General features: G+C 57.9%; 18 protein-coding genes. 16 read left to right on the forward strand and 2 right to left on the reverse strand.

The window, feature by feature from the left end; genetic code table 11:
• Nucleotides 1–4: 4 nt before the first annotated feature.
• The 7 genes from KDB76_RS13200 to KDB76_RS29790 all read left to right on the forward strand — a co-directional run bounded on the left by KDB76_RS13200 (nt 5) and on the right by KDB76_RS29790 (nt 3635).
• Nucleotides 5–397: a hypothetical protein gene (locus tag KDB76_RS13200; RefSeq protein WP_038409532.1), complete on the forward strand. Its 393-nt coding sequence runs from the start codon at nt 5–7 to the stop codon at nt 395–397.
• A 2-nt stretch (nt 398–399) separates the two neighbouring features.
• Nucleotides 400–780: a hypothetical protein gene (locus KDB76_RS13205; protein ID WP_038409534.1), complete on the forward strand. Its 381-nt coding sequence runs from the start codon at nt 400–402 to the stop codon at nt 778–780.
• Nucleotides 781–782: 2 nt separating this feature from the next.
• The gene (locus KDB76_RS13210) at nt 783–1172 is read left to right on the forward strand and encodes a hypothetical protein (RefSeq protein ID WP_038409537.1); all 390 of its coding nucleotides are present in this window, start codon (nt 783–785) and stop codon (nt 1170–1172) included.
• Complete coding sequence (locus tag KDB76_RS13215) at nt 1169–1591, forward strand: phage tail terminator-like protein (RefSeq protein WP_038409540.1); 423 nt, start codon at nt 1169–1171, stop codon at nt 1589–1591. The genes KDB76_RS13210 and KDB76_RS13215 overlap by 4 nt, the downstream gene beginning before the upstream one ends.
• A gap of 67 nt (nt 1592–1658) precedes the next feature.
• Complete coding sequence (locus KDB76_RS13220; RefSeq protein WP_038409542.1) at nt 1659–2822, forward strand: phage tail tube protein; 1164 nt, start codon at nt 1659–1661, stop codon at nt 2820–2822.
• Nucleotides 2823–2901: 79 nt separating this feature from the next.
• On the forward strand, nt 2902–3390 hold the full coding sequence (locus tag KDB76_RS13225) for a hypothetical protein (protein ID WP_038409545.1): 489 nt from the start codon (nt 2902–2904) through the stop codon (nt 3388–3390).
• A complete protein-coding gene (locus KDB76_RS29790; protein ID WP_049870851.1) occupies nt 3387–3635 on the forward strand; it encodes a hypothetical protein in 249 nt (82 codons plus the stop codon). Before KDB76_RS13225 ends, KDB76_RS29790 begins: the two co-directional genes overlap by 4 nt.
• Here KDB76_RS29790 and KDB76_RS13230 read toward each other — a convergent pair.
• Nucleotides 3632–4240, reverse strand: a complete 609-nt coding sequence (locus tag KDB76_RS13230) for a hypothetical protein (RefSeq protein WP_038409547.1) — start codon at nt 4238–4240, stop codon at nt 3632–3634. The two genes, KDB76_RS29790 and KDB76_RS13230, sit on opposite strands and share 4 nt — an antisense overlap.
• A 215-nt stretch (nt 4241–4455) precedes the next feature.
• On the opposite strand from KDB76_RS13230, the gene KDB76_RS13235 reads away from it, so the two are divergent.
• The 8 genes from KDB76_RS13235 to KDB76_RS13270 all read left to right on the forward strand — a co-directional run bounded on the left by KDB76_RS13235 (nt 4456) and on the right by KDB76_RS13270 (nt 13343).
• Nucleotides 4456–4818: a DUF2513 domain-containing protein gene (locus KDB76_RS13235; protein ID WP_038410427.1), complete on the forward strand. Its 363-nt coding sequence runs from the start codon at nt 4456–4458 to the stop codon at nt 4816–4818.
• An 89-nt stretch (nt 4819–4907) separates the two neighbouring features.
• Nucleotides 4908–5711: a hypothetical protein gene (locus KDB76_RS13240; protein WP_038409549.1), complete on the forward strand. Its 804-nt coding sequence runs from the start codon at nt 4908–4910 to the stop codon at nt 5709–5711.
• Entirely contained in the window at nt 5695–6084 is a 390-nt protein-coding gene (locus KDB76_RS13245) for a hypothetical protein (protein WP_038409554.1), read from the forward strand. Before KDB76_RS13240 ends, KDB76_RS13245 begins: the two co-directional genes overlap by 17 nt.
• 61 nt (nt 6085–6145) lie before the next feature.
• Nucleotides 6146–6442, forward strand: a complete 297-nt coding sequence (locus KDB76_RS13250; RefSeq protein WP_038409556.1) for a hypothetical protein — start codon at nt 6146–6148, stop codon at nt 6440–6442.
• 58 nt (nt 6443–6500) lie between these two features.
• Nucleotides 6501–11291 (forward strand): phage tail tape measure protein, encoded by a 4791-nt coding sequence (locus KDB76_RS13255; RefSeq protein WP_049870819.1) that lies wholly within the window; start codon nt 6501–6503, stop codon nt 11289–11291.
• Nucleotides 11288–12253 (forward strand): hypothetical protein, encoded by a 966-nt coding sequence (locus KDB76_RS13260; RefSeq protein WP_038409558.1) that lies wholly within the window; start codon nt 11288–11290, stop codon nt 12251–12253. Before KDB76_RS13255 ends, KDB76_RS13260 begins: the two co-directional genes overlap by 4 nt.
• Nucleotides 12253–12981, forward strand: coding sequence for a hypothetical protein (locus tag KDB76_RS13265; protein ID WP_049870820.1), 729 nt, complete (start codon nt 12253–12255; stop codon nt 12979–12981). Before KDB76_RS13260 ends, KDB76_RS13265 begins: the two co-directional genes overlap by 1 nt.
• Entirely contained in the window at nt 12978–13343 is a 366-nt protein-coding gene (locus KDB76_RS13270; RefSeq protein ID WP_212632273.1) for a hypothetical protein, read from the forward strand. The genes KDB76_RS13265 and KDB76_RS13270 overlap by 4 nt, the downstream gene beginning before the upstream one ends.
• 145 nt (nt 13344–13488) lie before the next feature.
• On the opposite strand, the gene KDB76_RS13275 is transcribed toward KDB76_RS13270, so the two are convergent.
• The gene (locus tag KDB76_RS13275) at nt 13489–14793 is read right to left on the reverse strand and encodes an IS1380-like element ISPa33 family transposase (RefSeq protein WP_038409882.1); all 1305 of its coding nucleotides are present in this window, start codon (nt 14791–14793) and stop codon (nt 13489–13491) included.
• A gap of 429 nt (nt 14794–15222) precedes the next feature.
• Here KDB76_RS13275 and KDB76_RS13280 point away from each other — a divergent pair, with 429 nt between their 5' ends.
• The gene (locus KDB76_RS13280; protein ID WP_038409561.1) at nt 15223–17826 is read left to right on the forward strand and encodes an SGNH/GDSL hydrolase family protein; all 2604 of its coding nucleotides are present in this window, start codon (nt 15223–15225) and stop codon (nt 17824–17826) included.
• Nucleotides 17827–17844: the final 18 nt, after the last annotated feature.

Consider the following 17844-nt stretch of genomic DNA (forward strand, 5'->3'; position numbering starts at 1 on the left):
CCGGATGGCTACCTACATCACTGTGGCCGACGTAGACGCCATCCTTGGGCCTGACTGGGCAGCTCCAGAGCTGAAGGACGAGGCGGTCTTCGAGGCGAATGCCTACCTCACTGCGCTCAACCTGGTCGGCATCGACATGGACAACATCCCTGACGATGTGAAACAGGCAGGCGCGCGGCTGGCCAAGTGCGCTTCCCAAGGAAAGCTTTACCAGCAGCAGACCGAGGGCTCGCTCGAGGCGAAGACGGTCAAGGCCGGATCGGTATCGACCAGCAAGACCTTCGGCTCGATCGACAAGACCAGCACTGTAGCCCAGCCAGCCTGCGTACAGCTGGCCCTGGCGCTGCTTACGCCATGGCGCAGCAATCCGTTCGCCTTTGCTGTGAAGAGGGGATAGCCATGGGGCTCCGCGACGACATCCAGGCAGACCTGGCCGAGGCCTTCGACGAAGACCTGGCCGACGCGGTATCGACGTTCGCCGGTACCTACATGGGGCCCGGCGTCTGGGACCCGGTAAACGAGACCACCACGGCGCAGCCAGTGACCTACACCGGGCGCGGCGTGCTCGACAGCTACGACAGCCGGCGCATCGACGGCCTGAACATCCTGGTGGGCGACGTACTGCTGATCTGCCTGGCCAACGAAGTCACCGACAGGCCGGCCGTCGGGCACCAGATAACGGTCACGGACCTGATGACAGGGCAGCCTGCTGTATATCGCGTGGTCAGCCCGGCGCCTGATCCAGCAAAGGCGCACTACGAAGTCCAGCTGAGGAAGTAGCCATGGCCAACGGAAGAGGGTGGAGCACACCGCCGAGCCTGTTCGCGGGCGTGGTTGAGGAGGAGCTCACCCAGCGCGTCCGGGTTATCGCTCTAGCAATGCTCAACGAAATCGTACTGCGGTCGCCGGTCGATACTGGTCGGTTCCGGGGCAACAACATCGTGAGCGTCGGGGCGCCGGTCTACACATCCATCAACAGCGTAGACAAGAACGGAAACGAGACGATCCAGCGAGGCTTGTCCGTCATGAGTGGACTTGAGCCGTTCACGCAGGTGTTCATCCAGAACAACCTCCCATATGCAGAGCGTCTCGAGAACGGCCACTCCAAGCAGGCTCCGGATGGCGTATTCGGCTTGGCCTTCACCGGCGTGGCAGAGGCGTATTCGTCATGACTTACGAGCAGATTCGGCAGGCTGTAGTGGCCCGAATGGTGTCGTTCACCGGTATCGAGCAGGCGAGAATTCTTTATCCGAACGCTCAGATTCCTTCAACAAGCCAAGACACCTCTGGCGCGTTCAAGCCGCCCGCAACCGGCCTCTGGTGCCGGCTGCATATCGGCCACGCTACGGCCTTCATGGCAGGCATGGCGGACCGCCCGCATACCCGTAAGCCCGGAATCATCACCGTGCAGTGCTTTGCGCGACTGCAGGCCGGCATCAAGGGCTTGAATGAGCTTGCAGACGCGCTGGAGGCGCACTTCGCCTACTGGAGCACAGGAGATCTTGAGTGCATCGAGACCAGTCAAGTCGATGCAGGAGAATTCGAGGGCTTCTACCAGATCAACGTGAATACCCGGTTCCGCGCCGGCTGAATGCAAGACCCCACTGAACCTGCCCGCCGCGAGCGGGTTTTTTAATGCCCGCAGATAGGAGACTCAAATGAGTTCTGGCGCCCGGCAAACAACGTACTTGATCCCGGAAGTCACTCCGGGCGTAACCCCAACAACCGGCGCATGGGATACGCTGCGCCTCACTGGAAACACCCTGTCGCCCACCGTCAACACCCAGGCAAGTGACGAGATCACCGACCAACGTATCAGTCAGGGATCGGTTGCAACCAGTGTCGACATCCAGGGCGACCTGTCTGCCGAATTGTCCTACGGGACCTTCGATAAGCTGCTGGAGGCGGCCTTCTACGGCACTTGGGCTGGCAACGTGCTGACGGTTGGCAGCACTCGCCGGACCTTCACTCTCGCCAAGAACTTCGATGACGTGAGCGTATTTACCCTGTTCAAGGGCATGCACGTCTCGACCTTCGGCCTGGATATCCCGTCCGACGGAAAGATCACCGCAACCTTCAACCTGATGGGCCTGGACTACGCTGACGGCGACGCCAGCACCGTAGGCACCATCAACCCGCCGACCACCACGCCGTTCATGTCGAACGCCAACGTCGGCACCCTGCTGGTGGACGGACAATCGCTGGAAGGCCAGGCCTGCGTCTCGGCACTGTCGATCAACCTCGACAACACCCTGCAAACGCAGCGCTGCCTTGGAACCAACCGTCTCGGCCCTGGCGCGCACATCGCCACCGAGGCCGCGATCACCGGAAGCATCACCCTGGCATGGTCGCAGCGAGCTTGGTCGATCTGGAAAAATTCGTTCACTCGAAAACCGGTGGCTGTGCAATTCCCGATTACCGACTCGCTTGGCAACCAGTACGTTCTGAGCTTCCCGGCTGTGGAGGTCGACGGCGACCTGCCGAATGGCGGGAAGCGCGACCTGATCGAAGTCACGCTGAACTACACCGTCGCTAAGCAGGCCCCAACCATCACTCGCGTGCCAGTCGTTCCGGTCAACAGTGTTGCGGTGACTCCGACTACTGCGTCAATTGTCGTGGCAGCAACCCGCCAACTGACCGCGTCTGCGCTGCCATCTGGCGCCGCCCAGAACGTAACGTGGAGCAGCTCGGCTCCGTCGATTGCCACAGTCAACTCGTCCGGCCTGGTCACTGGAGTAGCCGCTGGGTCGGCAGTCATCACCGCCACCAGCGTATCGGACCCAACCAAGACCGCTACCTCGGCGATCACGGTCACCGCATAACCTACATCACTTTTGGTCGCCCCGGTTTCAACGCCGGCCGGGGCGGCCTTTTTATTGGCGTGGCGTAAGGAATTCAAAAATGGCCCTGAAGCTGAGCAAGAAACCGGAAGCTGTAGGCGCAACCAAGTGGCTCGACTACGACAAAGACACCAAGGTCGAGGTCGCCGGCCTCGACAATCCCGAATACCAGGTCGCCTTGGAGCGTGCTCGTCGCCGCCTGCGTAAGAACGACGAACAGTTCGAGCAGGGTGACGTAGGCGTGGTGAGTGGTGAGAAGACCGAGCACAGCACCCAGTGCATGCTTCTGGCTCACTTCATCCTCAAGGACTGGAGTGGCGCTCAGGACGAGAACGGAAACCCTCTGAAGTACTCGCCAGATGTAGGGGCGCAGATGCTCGAGGGCGATGTCGAATTCTTCCTGTTCGTGCTCAGGGGCGCCGCCGAATTCTCAGCAGAGAGCAAACAGGAGCTCGACGAGATCGTGGGAAAGCCGTCGACCGCTTCGGGTGGGAGCGGGAGTTCGGCGGCGAGAACCCGGAAAAGCGCGCAGAAACCTACCGGCGACTGAAGCTACCTGTCCCGATAGAGCCGGATCGCGATCCGATCACGGCTTACCTGCTCAGTACCTTCCGTAACGTCTGTCGTGGCCGACGATACCTGTCCACGATGACTGGTGCGCATCCGCTCCGGTTGTCGGCTCGGGAGATCAGCGACTGGCTGGAAGCTCACCCTGCGCCCATGCCAAGGCACGAGGTTGATGAGGTGATGTTTGCGCTGGATGAATTGGTCATGAGCGAGAAGGACGAGGGCTAGCCATCAAAATCATACAGCTTCATTGATGCGGAGAAGTTCCGCATAAGCTGAATGCCCACAATCTGACCGCCGATATATAGTCGCCCGTCTTCATGGCTGATTTCATCTTGTAGCTTTCGCTGCTGCAGCATAAGCGTTATCGCTCGGGAGATCGGTTCCATGCCGTCAGGATAGGGGCCAGATCTGGGTTTGCGAATGATTGCGTCCGGCAGTTGTTCAGCAACGAACCCGGCTCCGGAGTGGAGCTGGTAGCCCTTTAGCAAGTCATCACATTCGGAGAATCCGACGTGGAAAATAGTTGTGGTCTGGAGATCAGCGCTGGCACCCCACCTTGCAAGTTCAGACTCAAAGATACGCTTGAGGCGATGTGGGGCTTCAGCGTTGAGCCCCTCAATGCCGAGGGGACTCAATTCCTCATTGATACATCCAAGCCAGGCAGAAAGTATTCCGGCTACCCCCGTCCCGGCCACAACAAGGTTCAAGTGCGGGATGCAAAATGCCTTCGATGTGGTTCCGACTGCTTGGCCTGCCATATTGACGACAAGGGTGTCAGTTGCGATCAGGGCCTGATCGGGATCGCTCAGATCAATAATGATGGCTGACACTTGGTCTCTCCCTAGCAAAAGGCATAACGCTACTACGCCGCCGCCAGAGCCTGCCACTGGCTTTGCATCCACGATGGATGGATGGTCAGCAGGTCGATGGCCAGGAGGAGTATGGCGCCAAACCCAGGCAGGAGCCGAGCCCTGCCCACGCGGGGCTTTGGCTCTTCCTAGCTGCCAGTCGTAGAATGTCATCATCCAAATATACCGAGGGCAGCATGAAGAGAGATTGGGAGCTGGTCAGGAAGATTCTGATAGCTGTTGAAGGGCTGGAGGGGCACGGCCAGGCCGTAGAGGGCTCCAGCATTGCCGGGCACGACGCCGTCCTGGTCTCGTATCACATATTCCTGATGAAGGAGGCCGGGTTGGTTAGAGCCGTTTGCTCAAGCCCTCTCAGCGAGCCTCGCCAATGCTTCGCGCAAGAGATGACTTGGGCAGGGCATGAGTTCCTCGACCAAATCCGATCGCAGACGGTTTGGAACAAGACCGTTGGCTTGCTTCGGGAGAAAGGACTGGATCTGTCGTTCGATACGATCAAAGCGGCGGCGGCCGCAGTTGCCGCGGGCTTGCTCAGCTTCTAGTGGTTTTGGCGCTGACTGGATAACTGTCCAGCTCAAAGACATGCTGGCTACGTGCTACAGTCGTGGCATATCGAGCTAGTGAGAATGCCATGGCGGGCCCAGTCAAAAAAACGATCGCTCAGGAAGTCGCTGAGGCGCGTATATTGGTCGAAGAAGATCTCTATAAGACCTACATCGTCGACGAATTTTCCATTGAGCGGATCAAACGAAAAGCCAGAGTGTCGCTTGGATCGAATAATACTCCTGGCAAGGTCAGACTGGTCATGCACCACGAATTGGCCTATCTCCTCGGGCTCCAAGGCAGATATCAGGAGTCGATGGAGAACCTAGATTTGTCCGAGGCCTGGGGTCTTGATCCGATCGCGAAGGTTTTTTCTGCCGCGCACATTTCGATTCTGAATGGGCAAATGTTGAGAGCCAGGGAGTTTGTGGAAGGACAGAACTTCACCGCTCAGATCAAGCCAGAATCGAAGTCGCTGCTAGCGTCTATACAGGTGAACCTTGGGATTATGGAGAAAGCTTTGATCGCCACCACTCCAAACAAGTCAGAGTTCAAGCACGTTCAGGCTGCAGCACGAGTCCTTGAGTCCATTGGCGTATCAGACCTCGAGCTCACTAAGCGGCTTGATACAGCTTGCCGAGTAATCAGAGAAAGCATCACTCATCCCATCCTGGGATTCAAAGTTTTCGCAATGGAAGGCGAGGGCATTCTCTACCGCTTTCTGGTTCGAGCCTCAATCGATGAAGTAGTTGAGCTGAATGATAAGGTTCTTGACGCCCTTATAGATAATCATGATGGCCCTCTTGACCGGGAGCTTTCGATTCGCGTAACGCCATGGACCGTAGACGACAAGCCTGATCGCGAGGAAGCGTACTATGTCGGTATCGCCTGATGAATTTCACGATCAGGCCGTCCGCCTGGTAAGCCAAAAATCCGAGATAGACAGCCGCTCGGCCATCAGTCGCAGTTACTATTCCATATTCCACCGCGCTATTGAGGCTGCCGCGAGTTTAGGGCTGCCAGAATGCGAGAAGCGTGATGCGGGTGCTCATGAGCGTCTTTTCTGGAGGTTTGAGTCCCAGGGCAAGGCACTCAAGAAAATTGCAAGGCGGCTTCGAGATAAAAAGCGCATGAGAAGCATGGCCGACTATGATCTCGATGAGGACGTTCCTGTCAGCGATGCTGAAACATTCATTCGGGAGGCCAAGCTGCTAGCGGCAGATCTGCAGAGTCTCGGCTCGGGCCAGCACGAAGCCCGCCAATAGAACAACTTTGGCGCTTCCTGCTGATGGTGGTAGATTGCTGCCATCATGTTGGAGGATTGCCATGGAGATGTTGATTGTCTGGCTTGCTGTAGCTGCAGTTACGGCTTATTTCGCGAAACAAAAAGGGCGCAGCGCTGGCGCGTGGTTTGCTCTGGGCTTTCTGTTCTCGATTTTCGCGCTTATAGCAATTTGGCTGGTTAATCCTATTGGCGTTGACGACGCCAAGAGCATAGAGATCGCTAGGAAATATGGATCATCCTCAAGGTATCGAAAGTGCCCTTATTGCGCCGAGGTGGTGCAGCGCGAAGCCATAAAATGCAAACACTGCTCATCTGATCTACAACCGGTTCCCGACTGAGCTGAAATTAAATAGAAGCCCGCCTAGCGCGGGCTTTTTTGTGCCCGGAGAAAAGGCGATGAACCAAACGTCCCGCCTGTCGATTGAGATCGATAGCCGAAATGCAGAGCAGAAGGCCTCGGATGTAAAGAAAGCGCTAAATGCGCTGGAAGACGCCGGACTCAGCATTAAGCCAGCCATGGATCGGGCGGGTGACGCCATGGGCAAGGCGGGCGAAAGCGCAAAAGGCTCGTCCCTCAATGTCGCGGCGATGGAGCGTCAGGTAAAGTCGCTATCTGGAGTGCTGATTGGGCTGGCAGGTCCGCTGGCGGCTGCGTTCAGCGTGCAAAAGATCGCCGCTGCCGCACAGCAGTACGCCGACCTTACCAACCGCCTGCGATTGGTGACTGACGGCACGGCACAGTTGGCACAAGCGCAGAATGATGTGCTTCGGGTGGCGCAGGCCTCGCGCCAGTCGCTGGAGTCCACGTCGACCATTTACCAGCGTATTGCCCAAAACGGCAGGGCGCTGGGGTTGAGCTTCGCCGATGTGGCCAAGGTGACTGAAACCGTAGCAAAGTCTGTAGCCATGAGTGGGGCTTCAGCTGCCTCGGCTGATGCTGCGCTGGTCCAGTTCGGTCAGGCGCTCGCGTCTGGTGTGCTGCGCGGCGAAGAACTGAATTCGATCCTTGAGCAGACCCCGGCGCTTGCGCAGACCATTGCGCGCGGTTTGGGCGTCACGGTTGGACAGCTTCGCGCCATGGGTGCCGAGGGTCAGCTTACTTCTGAAAAGGTCATCAAGGCCATTGAAAATCAGAAGGACGCCGTCGACAAACTCGCAGCAAGCATGCAGGTCACAGTCAGCCAGGCGATGACTGCCTTCACCAATTCACTTACAACGACCATCGGGAAGCTGGATGAGGCTACCGGGGCCAGCAGCAGGCTGGCGGCCGGTATTCTCGGGATTTCCGAAGCCATGGATCGCTATCGATCTGGCGAGTTCATGGACTTCTTCACGGCAGATAAAAAGACCGTTGAGGGCTTCAATAACGAGATAAGCACATCTCTGGCAAGGCTTCGCGACCTGGATCAGGTCCGCTCGAAGCTTAATAAGAGCGACCCGTCAGACACCGTATTTTTCAACTTCAAGTTCTACAACAAGCAGGAGCTGGATGCCGAGATCGCCGGCCTGAACAGCAATATTGGCAAGGCACAAGCGGCCATCAAGATCTTGCAGAAAAGCTCTGCTGACCTCAGTGCGCAGGCCCCGAAAGGCGAGGCGGCAGCCGCAGGACTTTCCGCGGCAGCAAAAAGCTACACCGACTCCCAGCAGAAGGCTCTCGCCAAGCTGCAGGACAACAGTGATGCGGTCAAGGAGGCTAACCGCTACATTTCTGAGCACACAGAGCTGACCGAGGCCGACAAGGCTGCGATCCTATCTAATGCTTACGCCGCTGAGGCGCAGAAGAAGGCCAACAAGGCGGCGGCGGCGGCAACCCGCGAGGCGAATAAGGCCTACCAAGAAAACGCCGGGCAAAAGATGCTCGACGACGCCCGCCAACGTTACGCGGTCCTGATGCAGCAGAAATCGGCCATTGATGACCAGGGGAAGGGGGCGCGTACGCTTGGCGTGGAAGCCAAAAAGCTGATCGAACTCGAAACCGAGATCGCCCAGCTCAAGGAGAAGAAGACGCTGACGGCAGCGCAGAAGCAGGTGCTGGCCATGGCCGACCTGAACCTGGCGCAGCAGAAGCAGAACGCGGCGCTCGAGCAGGCGAACAAGCTGGACCAGCAGCGACTGGAGAACGCCGCCAAGCTGCTGTCGTTCCAGGATCAGCTGAATGACTCTCTCGAAACCGAGCAGCAGGGCCTGGACTCGCAGATAGCCGGCCTTGGCTCCGGCAGCAAACTTCAGGCTCGGATTCGAGAAGACCTGAAGATCCGCCAGGACTACCAGAAGCAGCTTGCCAAGCTGCAGCGCGACTACCAGCGCATCGTCAATCCTACCGCTGAACAGACCGACCTGTACGAAAAGGAGACCAAGGCGGTAAAGGATGCGCTTGGTCAGCGCCTTTCCATGCAGGAGGACTACTACAAGCGCCTTGATGCGGCCCAGTCGGATTGGGCCGTAGGGGCAAATGACGCATGGTACGACTACCTAGATGAGGCCTCTGACATCTCTGGTCAGACCTACGATCTGTTCTCCAACACCTTCCATGGCATCGAAGATGCGATCGCAGAGGCGGCCAGGTCTGGAAAGCTTTCGTTCAAAGACCTGGCTGATTCGATCATTGCGGATCTGGCGCGTATGGCTGCCAGGGCATATGTCACCATTCCATTGCTCAGTGCCCTTGGTCTTGGCGGATCATCTGCTGCCGGCCTGGCCGGCTCCGTATTGTCTGGAGGCGGCGGTGGCGGCATGAGCCTGTCGAGCCTATGGAATGCTGGAAGCGGCGCATATAGCGCTGCTACGTCCGGATTTGGCAGCGCGGTGACGGCTGGCTGGAATGCTGGTCAGGGCTTCTTAGGGGGGATGCAGGGTGCAATCAGTGGCGGCTACAACTACATAAGCAATGGCCTGAGCGGGCTGTTCAGTAGCGGGGCAGCAGCTGGCAGTGGCTCGACCATAGCTGGCTATACCAGCCCGGCATTCCAGAACTGGGTCGGTGCACAGCAGGCTGCAGCTTATCAGGTTAGCGGCTTGACGCAGGCGATGGCTGGCATTGGTGGCGCGATATACGGCTACGGCCAGTCTGGGTTAAAAGGCGCGGTGACGGGCGGGCTCGGGGGCTGGGGTGGTTCGTTGGCGGGCGCCGCTGCAGGCACCGCAGCCGGTACCTATATCGGCGGCACGCTCGGGTCGGTGCTGCCGGGGATCGGCACTGCCATTGGGGCTGCATTGGGCAGCTACCTCGGCGGATCGCTGTTCGGTGGTAGCTGGCAGACCAAAGACGTAGGCCTTTCGCTTGGCGTCACTGATGGCGAGTTCATCGGGCGGCAGTTCGAGTACCAGAAGAAGAAGGGCGGGCTTTTCGGCAAGAACAAGAAGCGGACTCGATACTCCGCGCTTGATCCGGAGACACAAGAGGTGCTCGATAACACTTACGACGCCACGATTGGCGGAGTTGAGTCCCTTTTCGAGCAGCTGAACGTTTCCCTGAATGACGGCGTTCTCGACGGCCTTGATATTTCCGATGTGAAAATCAGCACCAAGGACAAGACCACTGAAGAGATCCAGAAGGAGCTGGATACGTTCTTTGGCGATGTTGCACAGAAGGCGCTGAATGCCATATCTGATGCCACGGGTTCTGGTATCAGCGGCGTAACCGTAGAGCAGCTCACTGCGTTCGTGAACAATCTGTACGCGGTGAATGGCGCCATCAAGCACCTCAACATCGGGCTTTATGAAACCTCGATTGCAGGCGGCAAGCTGGCCGAACAGCTGGCAGCAGCGGCTGGCGGGCTTGACGTGCTCACTGCATCGGCAGCCACCTACTACGATGCGTTCTACACCGACACGGAGAAGGCGGGGAACATTCTCTCCGACGTTCGCGAGCAATTCGCCAAGCTCAATCTGGCCCTGCCAGAGACGCGTGAGGGCTATCGAGGCTTGATAGAGAGCCTGGACAAGTCTACGGAGTCAGGGCGCAATGCAATCGCGGCATACCTAAACCTCTCCGGCGCCGCTGATCAGATGTACGACATTCTCGAGGCGAGCGCAGCTGCGGCTAAAGCCGCGTTCGCGACCGCTCTCAGTGATGCGGTAAGCGGTGCGATGGCTGGCGTACAACGCGCTGTAGCGGCTCAGCGTGATGCGATTTCCAAGGCCTACACGGCCAGAACGGAATCTCTGAACGACATGCTGTCCACTGCTCAGCGATCAGTAACTGATCTTAATGGCGTCAGCAGCACGCTTGAGGGGGCGCTGAAGTCGTTGCGAGGCACCTCCGACGATGCCGTCAAAATGCTGCGCAGCCAGGCGCAGGCAACGCTGGAATATGCCCTGACCGTCGCCCGCAAGGGCGGATCAATCTCCGGTATCGACGGGCTCAGCGATGCCATCAGCACGATCAGCAGCAACAACACGGATCGATACGCCTCGCTTGAGGAGTATCTGCGTGACCAGGGGCGGGCGACCAATCTGCTCGGCGAGCTAGAGGCGATCAATGGCAAACAACTGAGCAATGCTGAAAAGACTGTAAAGGCATTGGAGAGCCAGCTCGAGACTACGAAGAAGCTATACGATTCCCAGATCAGCGCGCTGGATGATCAACTGGCACTGGCTCAAGGGCAGATCGATGCTATCAATGGCGTCGACAACTCAGTTAAGAGCGTTGCAGACGCCGTATTGACAATGAGTGATTCGATCTTGGCAACGCTGTCTCTGCAGAATCCTGGCGCGGCAGCAGTCAACACGTACGAGAACAACGAAGCCATCGTGAAGGCGGTCTATCGGTCCGTTCTCGGTCGTGATGCTGAGGCCAAGGGCCTGGCAGATTGGGCTGGCGCCTTGAGTGGCGGGCTAGTGAGCTATCAGAACCTGGTCGAAAGCATCACTCGTGAGGCCAGGGCGAACGGTGAGAAAACGATCCGAGTTCCTGGGTTTGCTAGCGGCGGTGATTTCGGCGGTGGAATTCGTCTCGTCGGGGAGCGCGGGCCTGAGCTTGAGCTCACCGGGCGCAGCCGGATCTTCAATGCCCAGAAGACGGCAGACATGCTGATGGGGTCGGGCGGCGGCGCGGCGAGCGAGATTCGCGCCTTGCGCGAGGAGATGAAGGCAGCGCTGTTTGCCATTGCCAAAAACACCTTTAAGGCCGCGAAAAACACGGATCTCCTGCCAAGAAAACTCGAAGAGGAACTGTTCGCGTGAGAATCATCGAGCCCATCGAGATCACGCCTGACCACGCCGAGCTCGCCGTCATGGGACCTCTGCTGGTGGAGCCTGATTCAGATCCGTTCATTGTCCAGGTTGGTCAGCAGTTCCAAGTGGCCAGCCTGGTAACCAATGTGCCCGTGGACAACTACCCGGTGTGGGTGGCTGGCACCTACGCGCTTGGCGCAAAGGTGATCTACCAGAACCACATCTATGAGTCGCAGGCAGAGAGCAACACCGCTGCGACAACCGATAAAACCAAGTGGCTGGATCTGGGAGCGACCAATCCATGGAGGATGTTCGACGGAAAGACTGGGGTAGCAACGACAAACCCGGACTCGATCGTCCTCAAGATCGTGCCCGGGCGGCCTGTCGATGCGCTGGCATTCTTCGGGGTTGACGCGGCCAGCGTTTCGGTCCGCGCGGTTGACCCGTACCTGGGCATTGTCTACGAGAGCAGTCTTTCGCCGGTCTCAAACGACGATGTGCACGACTGGTATTCCTACTTTTTCAGCGAAGTGCAGGTCGTCGAGGATTTCGTGGTTCTGGACATCCCGGCCGGCAGCTATGGATCAATCGAGATTACTGTGTCGAAGCCCGGCGGTATCGCCAAAGTTTCGGAATTGATCATCGGCAAAATGGCCGTTCTCGGGGTGGCGCTCTTCGGCACTTCCGTGGGAATCACCGACTACAGCCGGAAGGACCGGGACGAGTTCGGGAATCCAGAGGTCATTGAGCGTGGCTACTCCAAGCGGGCGGAGTTCGACGTCTCGGTGCCAACCCCAAGGCTTAGCTTCGTGCAGCGCACGCTGGCCAAGTACCGGGCCAAGCCGATCGTCTGGATAGGCGCCGAAACACACGACACCACCATCATTTACGGCTACTACCGGGAGTTCAGTCTGGTGATAAGTAACGTCGCAGTCTCCGATTGCTCTATTTCTGTGGAGGGTCTTGTCTGATGGCTGCTCCTACTATTACTCAACTGCCGGCTGCTCCTAACCGTCAGAATGCTGCTGGCACATTCTCCGCTATGGCGGATGAATTTCTAGGTGCGCTGCCGGCCTTCGGGGCTCAGGCGAATGCTGTTGCTGACTTTGCTGAGCGGTGCGCCTCGGATGCCGAGGCTAGCGCCTCTAAAGCGACAGAAAACGGAAAGGTGCAGGCTGACAATGCAGCTAGCAGTGCTCAGTCGGCTCGGCTGTCTGCAGAATCAGCCGCCACCCAGGCCGGGAATGCCAAAAGTAGCGCTGACACGAGCAAGGTCTATCGCGACTCCGCTCAGGCCGCGGCTGCGGCTGCACAGGATAGCGCTGGGCTTCCCGCGCTTACTGGCAAGGGAGGCCTACCACTGGTGGCCAAGCAGGATGGAACGGGTGTCGAGTACTCGTCTAGCCTGAAGCGCTACGACCTGGACATCTCTACTTCCACGACAACCCTAAACATGGCCTCGGCCCAGGTGTTTCAAGTCGATGCCAGCACGCCGCGCACCCTTTCCATCAGCAATGCGCCGCTCGCAACCCGGGCAATGACTGCCATCATCAATATCACAGGAGCTGCAACGATTACTTGGCCATCCAGTATCAAGTGGGACGCCGGGCGATTGCCGCTGTTGGGGCCACTATGGACGGTGGTCGTGTTGATTTGGGTAGGAGATGGCTGGGTTGGGAAGGTGGGGGCGAGCTCATGATTGAGGCTGCAATGCTTCTCGGAAAGTCATCCAACTCGCTTTCAATGTGGGAGTACATAGACTCAACAGAGCTGCTCACTACATCATCAGCTATCGCCGTCCTGCAGATCCCTGCCGGGGCACAGGTGGGTGATTTGCTAGTTGCGGTTATTTCCCCGGGCAATGAGTCGATCAAGACGGAGATGATCTCTGGCGGCTGGCAGCGCTTAACGAGTGGAGACCAGGATTACGTCTGCGTTACAAGGCTGACCAGCTTCACTGAAAGGCCGTCCTACAGGAAGGCTGCGGCCAATGCGGTGTACGCTACGCTGGCTGCATTCAGATCCTCAGGGTGGTCCTCGGTTAGCCCGGATTTCTCATGAGGCCGGCAGGCGTGGCCGGTGAAGCCTCGGTGTATCAACAACCTGCCTTCCACCGCTAAAAATTGATCGTTTTTTATTCAATTCCCGCGTATGGGGCGCACTGCCCCCTTTCCCCCATTGAGCCGGGCCGGGGGCGCCCGCCTGTTCAGGTCGGCTTGAGGCGGGCAACCAGCCCCGCAAAGAGTTCCTGATGCGGATAGGCCTCGCTGATCAGCACGCGGATGCGCCGGCTGTTGCGAATGATCACCGCACCGATCTTGAGCAGTTTCAAGCGCAGGTTATGGATGCTCATGCGCGCCAATGCGGTGCCCTGGAGATGATCGCGTAGCCGTTCGAACAGCACATAGGCAAAGGCCGACAGCATCAGCCGCCACTGGTTGGTCCACCAGCGTGGGCTGGAGGTGCGGTCGGCGAACAGATCCAACTGTTGGTCCTTGATCCGATTCTCCATGTCGCCACGGCCGCAGTAGTCTTCGTAGTACTGCTGGGCAGCATCCTCGGCAAAGCGGGACACGACGATGAAGCGTGGATTGGCACCCTGCTCGCCATGTTCCAGGCGCGACACGACCAGGCGGCGCCTACGCCAACTACCGGCCTGATAGAGGAAGCGATACACGCCGGACATCTTCTGCCCGGTTTCTTGGTAGGCCTCGGCGACAGCTTGCATGGCCGGCGCCGCCATCCGCTGCAGGCGGGTGTTGCGGGCCAGACCCACCACATAATCCACCTGCTTGCGGTCACACCAGTCGAGCATGCGATGTCGGCAAAAACCGCCGTCACCGCGGAACACGATGCGGGTCTCTGGCCAGAAGCGGCGAATGAACTTGACCAGCAGTGCCAGGATGGCCCAACTGTGTCGGGCGCCATCGATGTTGCTCGGGCGCAAATAGCTCACCAGCAGATGGCGACCACAGAACACATAGAGCGGCAGGAAGCAGTAATGGTCGTAATAGCCATGGAAGAAGCGCCCTTCCTGATCACCATGCACCGGCACATCGGTCGCATCGAAGTCGAGCACGATCTCAGCCGGCGCCTGGTCATGCTGGGCGATGAAGTGCTCCCACAGCAGGCGATGGGCTTGCACCACCGTTTCGCGATCGGCTTGCTGTTCCAGGCGCCCCAGAGTGGATTTGCCGGCCAGCGGTTGCAGGCGGTTGACCGCAGTCTGCAGCGCGTAGTCATGGCGCAGGCCGTCATGATCGTTGAGATCCTCGTAGCCGGCGGCCAGTGCATAGATACGCTGGGCGAGCAGTGTCTGCAGTCCGTGCTGGACACGCCCAGGATCACGCCGATCGGGAACGATTTTGGCCAGGCGGCGGGTCAAGCCATGTTGCTGGTCGACCTCGCGCAGCAGCAACAAGCCCGCATCCGAGGTGATGTGACCACCGGTGAAAGAGGCCTCGACGAGGCGGCGAGAGAGGGGTGAAAAGTGGAGTTTTTCTGGTAGCATTTTGTGCGCGGCTGAAGACTTATGGGGCTTTGTTTGGCGACAAGAATCATAAGGCTTTCAGCCGTTTTTGTTTATGCGGTCATGAGAAATCCGGGTTAGCCTTGTCGCACATAACTCCCCATACAAATCCGAGTCGGTTGAAACCGTTAGCAATAACAACCTGATTCTAAGCATCGCAACCACGCCAGGATTTGCTGGCTCGTGGACTGCTCGCATGAATGGAGGCTCGCAGGTCCCTAGGCGACTTAGGGTGAATTCACCAGCCATGGCTATCTACTCAGCAAACATATCTCAACAGTCCCTTGTAACTAATATTTCGGTGGATGCTCGAGATGGAAGTGAGCGTAACATCATTCTGACTGTTTCCTGACTTCGCATAATTCACCCAAACCGGCGCAAGCCGGTTTTTTTGTGCTCGGAGAAAAGTTCATGGCTTACAACAGCGCCCATACCGGCCCAGAAATCGACGCCGCAGTTCAAATGCTGGGCCAGATCCAAGAGGCCCGCGACTCTACTAAGGAGGACCTGACCGAAGTCAAATTCCTAGCCTCTCAGGTAGCCTCGAATGCCATCCAGGTTCAGGATGACAGTGACAAAGCCAGGGATGATGCCGAGAGCGCCAGGAACAGCGCCAATGCCGCAGCTCTACTGATCGAAGGCTATGGGAATAAGCGCTACGCGACTTACGCTGAAATGGTGGCCGACGCCCAAACCCGTAACGCCATTGTTGGTATCGTAGACGCTGATTCGAATGCAAGCTTGAACGGTTGGTATTCTTGGGACAACACAGCAAAGCTATGGAGTCGCTTAGTAGAGCAGCCCGCACGCGATGTTGAAGCGCGCTTCGGTCTACTTCCAGTTCTTTCGTACGATGCCAGGAACCCCGATTTCTTCGGTAACGTCTCGGGGTTCGTGCGGACTGTAGTCGATGGAAAGATCCAGTTCACGCCGAATGGGTCAACTACCTCTGTCGGCTACTTTTCAAAAAGCCTGCTCTCTTCAGAACGCATTGACCCAGTAGCAAGCAGTCGCCTGCGCTACAGGATCCGGAGGACTACTGGCGACCTCAGTCGGCTGTACGTCGTCCAGGTCAGGGATAGTACGGGGGCCTCCTCGATCTACTATCCGTATTCCGCCACGCCGAACAACCTGGTGGATGGCAGCGGATGGACCACCTACGAAGTTGATCTATCAAGAAAGCCGGATGGCGCCGCATGGGCGGCCGGCGTGCTTTTGGACCAGATCTTGGTTCCACTTTCCCTTGGGAACGGCAACAGTGCCTGGCAGCTCGACTGGCTCGCTGTGGGTTCGGCCAGGTCGGACGCCGTATACAGCGCCGAACTCAAGCGCCAAATCGCTGTCATCGACTCCAACGCGACAAAGCGCAACGCTTATGGATTCATTCCGGTCGTGGAAGCCCTTGGTGGGGTGACCTCATTTTGGACCGGCCTGTCAGGGTTTACCGTCTCGGCAGTCGGAGGCTATACGGTCTTTACCCCAGACGGCACTACAACTAGCGTCGGTTATGTCAGTCGCACGCTGTCTGCCGGTGAGAAGTTTGATCCATCCGTCAACTCATCGCTCAAATACAGAATCAAAAAATCCGGCGGAGCAGCGCAGCGAACGTATCTGGTATACCTCCGTGACTCCTCGGGTGCGGGTCATTACTACCTCGCCAGTGCGAATCCGAAATACAGCCTTGTAGACCGCGCGGATTGGGTTACCTATGAGGTGAGCATCGGCACAAAACCAGATGGCTCGGCCTGGGCTGGTGAGCTTATCGAGCAGGTGTGGCTGTCTCTCACCAAGGGTACCGAGGGCATCACCTGGACAGTGGACTGGCTGGCCGTAGGCAAGCCAGTGAATAACCAGGTTGCAAACAGCGATCTTCTTCGGATCACAGAAAAGGTCGATGAGATAATCGGGCAGCAAAAGTCAAACTTGAATGCCCTGATCAGGCTGAAGGCTGCGCTGCACCATCCGCTGCACTCGATCTACATTGGGCTAATCGGTGACTCCATCACGTTTGGGGTTGGTGCAGAAACCCCGAGCAAGACCTGGGCGAATCTTCTTCACCGCTGGTTGGGGGAGAGCTTCGCAGATGGCGTGGTAACTCAGGACGGCCAAGTATCAACCTATTCGACAGACCTGTTTGTCCCGCTTGAAAATCCGTTTATTCCAGGTGATGGACCAATCTTCCATATCACCAACAACGGTGAGCGGATCACACCGGCGAGCCGGTATAACGTGTCTGCTTACACCAGCTACTACTACGCGTTCGATAAAACTTCAGCGGGGGCGACAGGCAACTACAACCAGCCCGTAACGTTCGAGCTGACCGGCGATAACTTGACCGTGATGTACTGTGCGATTAATACCGCCGACCCCGATGGCTCAATTGTCGAACTTCGTGGCAATGGAACGCTTCTTGGAAGCTTTTCCTACTACGGGCCCGAGTCTTTCTCGAAGCTCGCCGAAATCACCTTCCCGTTCGGCAAGTACCAGATGACCCTGACGAACAAGTCGCTGACTAACCAGTTCAGGCTTGAGGGGTTCAGGTTCAAGAAAAAGGTCATTGTCGCGAACGACGGCATCAGCGGCAGCGGCACCGGGTCTTGGCTGCCAGGTTCAACGCCTCTGAATAACGCAATCGCAAGGAAGAGCGAATTTGTGACGGTGATGCTCGGGACGAACGATCGCGTGGGCAAGTCATCGTTCATCGTCTACTTCTACCTGGCGAGGATCGTGAAGGCGCTCACGGACGCAGGCAAGGACGTGATCCTGATGGCGGCCAACGCAACTACGGCTGCGGTAGAGGCGCCAAATGGTGGTCGTGGTTTCGGTCAGCGAGAGGTTGCAGCGGTTACCAAGCTGCTGGCAGACGAGCGTGGTTTAGCCTTCATCGACAACCACCAGGCAACCGTGATGGCAAAGGTCAAGGGCGAGACATGGACGGCGGATGGCTTGCACCCCAACGACTATGGCTACGGGCTGATGTTCGAAAACATTAGATCGGCAATTCTGGGGGAGTGATTTCCACTGGATAGCGTA

The organism is Pseudomonas sp. JS425, from assembly GCF_018223845.1.
Lineage (GTDB): Bacteria > Pseudomonadota > Gammaproteobacteria > Pseudomonadales > Pseudomonadaceae > Aquipseudomonas > Aquipseudomonas asiatica.

Bases quoted from the DNA above. Each gene is read 5' to 3' on its own strand.
- KDB76_RS13200 (WP_038409532.1), top strand. From the start codon at position 5: ATGGCTACCTACATCACTGTGGCCGACGTAGACGCCATCCTTGGGCCT.
- KDB76_RS13205 (WP_038409534.1), top strand. From the start codon at position 400: ATGGGGCTCCGCGACGACATCCAGGCAGACCTGGCCGAGGCCTTCGAC.
- KDB76_RS13210 (WP_038409537.1), top strand. From the start codon at position 783: ATGGCCAACGGAAGAGGGTGGAGCACACCGCCGAGCCTGTTCGCGGGC.
- KDB76_RS13215 (WP_038409540.1), top strand. From the start codon at position 1,169: ATGACTTACGAGCAGATTCGGCAGGCTGTAGTGGCCCGAATGGTGTCG.
- KDB76_RS13220 (WP_038409542.1), top strand. From the start codon at position 1,659: ATGAGTTCTGGCGCCCGGCAAACAACGTACTTGATCCCGGAAGTCACT.
- KDB76_RS13225 (WP_038409545.1), top strand. From the start codon at position 2,902: ATGGCCCTGAAGCTGAGCAAGAAACCGGAAGCTGTAGGCGCAACCAAG.
- KDB76_RS13235 (WP_038410427.1), top strand. From the start codon at position 4,456: ATGAAGAGAGATTGGGAGCTGGTCAGGAAGATTCTGATAGCTGTTGAA.
- KDB76_RS13240 (WP_038409549.1), top strand. From the start codon at position 4,908: ATGGCGGGCCCAGTCAAAAAAACGATCGCTCAGGAAGTCGCTGAGGCG.
- KDB76_RS13245 (WP_038409554.1), top strand. From the start codon at position 5,695: ATGTCGGTATCGCCTGATGAATTTCACGATCAGGCCGTCCGCCTGGTA.
- KDB76_RS13250 (WP_038409556.1), top strand. From the start codon at position 6,146: ATGGAGATGTTGATTGTCTGGCTTGCTGTAGCTGCAGTTACGGCTTAT.
- KDB76_RS13255 (WP_049870819.1), top strand. From the start codon at position 6,501: ATGAACCAAACGTCCCGCCTGTCGATTGAGATCGATAGCCGAAATGCA.
- KDB76_RS13265 (WP_049870820.1), top strand. From the start codon at position 12,253: ATGGCTGCTCCTACTATTACTCAACTGCCGGCTGCTCCTAACCGTCAG.
- KDB76_RS13270 (WP_212632273.1), top strand. From the start codon at position 12,978: ATGATTGAGGCTGCAATGCTTCTCGGAAAGTCATCCAACTCGCTTTCA.
- KDB76_RS13275 (WP_038409882.1), bottom strand. From the start codon at position 14,793: ATGCTACCAGAAAAACTCCACTTTTCACCCCTCTCTCGCCGCCTCGTC.
- KDB76_RS13280 (WP_038409561.1), top strand. From the start codon at position 15,223: ATGGCTTACAACAGCGCCCATACCGGCCCAGAAATCGACGCCGCAGTT.